The following is a 3,400-nucleotide window of genomic DNA, read 5'->3' as shown; positions in this document are numbered from 1 at the left end:
TCCCGAAATCAATGGGATGATTTTTGTGTGAAGATCCTCATCGTCGTTGGTGCGCGCCCCAACTTCATGAAGGCGGCGCCAATCATCAACGCTGTCCGCGAGTTCAATTCGATTCGCGGGGAGTGGTCGAAAAAGATCTCTGTCACCCTCGTCCACACCGGCCAGCACTACGACGCGCAAATGTCCGACGCCTTCTTTGCGGACCTCGAACTTCCCAAGCCGGATGTGTTTCTTGGCGCCGGTTCCGGTTCGCACGCCGAGCAGACCGCGGAGATCATAAAGCGGTTCGAGCCGGTTTTTCAGGAGACTGATCCGGACGTTTTGGTGGTCGTGGGAGATGTGAACTCGACATTGGCCTGCGCTCTGGTCGCCGCCAAAATCACACCACGAAGGCCGGTCATTGTTCACGTCGAGGCCGGCCTGCGCTCGAACGACCGCAGCATGCCGGAGGAAATCAATCGGATCCTCACCGACCAGATCTCAGACTTATTGTTCGTTACCGAATCGAGTGCGATCCGCAATCTGCAAAAGGAAGGAATTCCGCCGCACAAAATCGTATTCGCCGGCAACACGATGATCGATTCTTTGCGAAGTAGCGAGCAGCGGGCTGAGACGTCGGATGTCCTGCAGCGCTTTGGCTTGGAGTCAAAGTCCTACGCGCTTCTCACGCTGCACCGGGCCGCGAATGTGGACGAACGAGGCGCCTTCGTGGAGATACTCGAAGGACTGGGCGAGTTACGGACTCTTGTTCCGATTATTTTCCCGGTCCACCCACGTACGCAGAAACAAATTCGGGCGCTTGGCCTTGAGGCGTACTTTTCGCCGGGCGAAAGTTCAGAGCGACGCGGCATTCGAATGATTCCACCTCAGGGCTATCTGGACTTTCTCTGCCTAATGAAAAATGCGCGATTGGTGGTTACTGATTCAGGCGGAATCCAGGAAGAAACCACCGCGCTCGGGGTCCCATGCGTCACGCTTCGTGATAACACCGAACGTCCGGTGACAGTCCAGGTCGGCACGAACATTCTGGGTGGAATCAAGTGCAGCGGTATTCAGCAAGCGATACGGCTTCAGCTTACCCCTGCGCGTAAGTCCAAAATTCCCGACCTGTGGGACGGACGGGCGGCCGCTCGGATCGTAGGCACGTTGGCCGAACTCTTTCTACGTAACGACGCGCCCCGGCAGACCGTCGAAAGCGGACAAATCCAGCAAAATGCCCGATAATGTCAGGCGGAGCGATTTTGCACAGGATGCCAACGGATACCATTCTGGTCACCGGCGGCGCCGGGTTCATCGGCTCGAATTTCATTTTGCAGTGGCTTGCCGTCGAGAACTCCGGAGTCGTTAATCTCGACAAGCTGACGTATGCGGGGAACCCTGCCAACCTTGCGAGTATTTCGGCAGACCCCCGTTACAGGTTTTTGCAGGGCGACATTTGCGATCGCGACGTAATGGCCGAGTTACTGATCACGCATCGCCCGCGCGCGATTGTCCATTTTGCCGCAGAGAGCCACGTTGACCGTTCTATTCATGGGCCGGACGATTTTGTTCGCACCAACGTGAATGGAACATTCAGTTTGCTGGAAGAGTCGCGGGCTTACTGGTCGGGATTGTCCCCGGAAGAGAAATCAGCGTTTCGTTTCTTGCACGTGTCCACCGACGAAGTCTATGGATCGCTAGGCCCGAATGATCCGGCGTTTACCGAAACGACGCAGTACGCGCCCAATAGCCCATACTCGGCATCCAAAGCCGCTTCGGATCATCTCGTGCGGGCTTACTTCCACACTTATGGACTGCCGGTCCTGACAACGAACTGTTCCAACAATTACGGGCCATTTCAGTTTCCGGAGAAGCTGATCCCGCTCGTCATTCTGAACGCGACGCGTGGGAAACCCATTCCGGTGTATGGTGACGGGCAAAATGTGCGCGACTGGTTGTTTGTGACCGACCACTGTGAAGCGATCCGCACGGTTTTGGCACGTGGCCGTATTGGAGAGACTTACAACATCGGCGGACGAAACGAGATCAAGAATCTCGACGTAGTGAACACCATTTGCGCGGCGCTTGACGAACTTAGACCCAATGATCCGGCGGTGCCCCATCGAAACCTGATCAAGTTCGTGACCGACCGGCCCGGTCATGATCGGCGCTATGCGATGGACGCAACCAAAATAGAAACCGAACTGGGATGGCGTCCGCGCGAGACGTTTGCCACGGGGATTCGCAAAACGGTGCAGTGGTATCTGGAAAACTCAGCATGGATCGAAAATGTAACAACTGGAAGCTATCGCCAATGGATGGCGACACAATATTCGATGTAACTTCACCGCTTCTATGTCGGCGGCTCATTAGATAGTCAAAATAACTTTCATGACAGCTAAATCTGCCCAGCAGTCTTCAAAATACAAAGGCATCATTCTGGCGGGTGGCTCCGGCACCCGGCTCTATCCGGTGACGCAGGCGGTCGCGAAAAGCCTGTTACCGGTTTTTGATAAGCCGATGGTGTATTACCCGCTTTCGACGCTCATGTTGGCGGGAATTCGCGACATATTGTTGATCTCAACTCCCCAGGACCTTCCTAGGTTCGAGCATCTTCTCGGGGATGGTTCAGCCTTCGGTCTGCAAATTTCTTACATCGCCCAGGCACGGCCCGAAGGAATTGCGCAGGCGTTTCTAATCGCTGACAAATTCCTGAACGGCAGTTGTTCTGCGCTGGTGCTTGGAGACAACATCTTCTACGGTCATGACCTTGCGAAGAGCGTTCAGTCAGCCGTTGAGTGCGATCGCGGTGCCCGCATCTTTGCCTATCCGGTACAGGACCCGGAAAGATACGGGGTCGTCGAGTTTGACTCCCAAGGCAAGGCACTCAGCCTTGAAGAGAAGCCGAAGGCGCCGAAGTCGCGTTACGCGGTCACCGGGCTGTACTTCTACGATTCGCAGGTCGTAGAGATCGCCCGAGGATTAAAGCCCTCCGCTCGCGGAGAACTCGAAATCACAGACGTTAATCGCGAGTACCTGAAGCGCGGCCAACTCGAGGTGGCGGTGATGGGGCGGGGAATGGCTTGGTTGGACACAGGAACCCACGAGGCAATGCTGGAAGCCTCGCTATTCATCCAGACGATTGAAACGCGCCAGGGATTGATGGTCGCCTGTCCGGAAGAGATTGCATACAGGCTCGGCTACATTTCCGCCGAGCAGGTCGAGCGTGCCGCCTCGTCGATGAAAAATAATCGGTATGGTGCTTATTTGCTGCAGATGCTGAAGGAGCGAGTGTTCTGACGTCCGCATGAAGGTTCAAAAAACACCACTGCACGATGCTTTGATCCTGGAGCCTAAGGTCTTCGCCGATGATCGCGGTTTTTTTCTGGAAAGTTACAGTGAACGCACTTTTGCGGAGCTA

At 55.3% G+C, this 3,400-nt stretch carries 4 protein-coding genes; all 4 read left to right on the top strand.

The window, feature by feature from the left end; all coding sequences use genetic code 11:
• Positions 1–1,224: UDP-N-acetylglucosamine 2-epimerase (non-hydrolyzing) (wecB, locus tag VN887_20955; protein ID HXT42490.1), on the top strand; the 1,224-nt coding region annotated here is incomplete at its 5' end.
• A gap of 26 nt (positions 1,225–1,250) precedes the next feature.
• Positions 1,251–2,321 (top strand): dTDP-glucose 4,6-dehydratase, encoded by a 1,071-nt coding sequence (gene rfbB / locus VN887_20950; GenBank protein HXT42489.1) that lies wholly within the window; start codon positions 1,251–1,253, stop codon positions 2,319–2,321.
• A 49-nt stretch (positions 2,322–2,370) separates the two neighbouring features.
• The gene (gene rfbA / locus VN887_20945) at positions 2,371–3,279 is read left to right on the top strand and encodes a glucose-1-phosphate thymidylyltransferase RfbA (protein HXT42488.1); all 909 of its coding nucleotides are present in this window, start codon (positions 2,371–2,373) and stop codon (positions 3,277–3,279) included.
• Positions 3,280–3,286: 7 nt separating this feature from the next.
• A partial coding sequence (locus VN887_20940; GenBank protein HXT42487.1) for a dTDP-4-dehydrorhamnose 3,5-epimerase family protein occupies positions 3,287–3,400 on the top strand: 114 nt, incomplete at its 3' end.

This window comes from Candidatus Angelobacter sp., assembly GCA_035607015.1.
Lineage (GTDB): Bacteria > Verrucomicrobiota > Verrucomicrobiia > Limisphaerales > AV2 > AV2.
The sequence above is the reverse complement of the archived record's forward strand: the minus strand, read 5'-3'. Positions and strand labels throughout refer to the sequence as shown.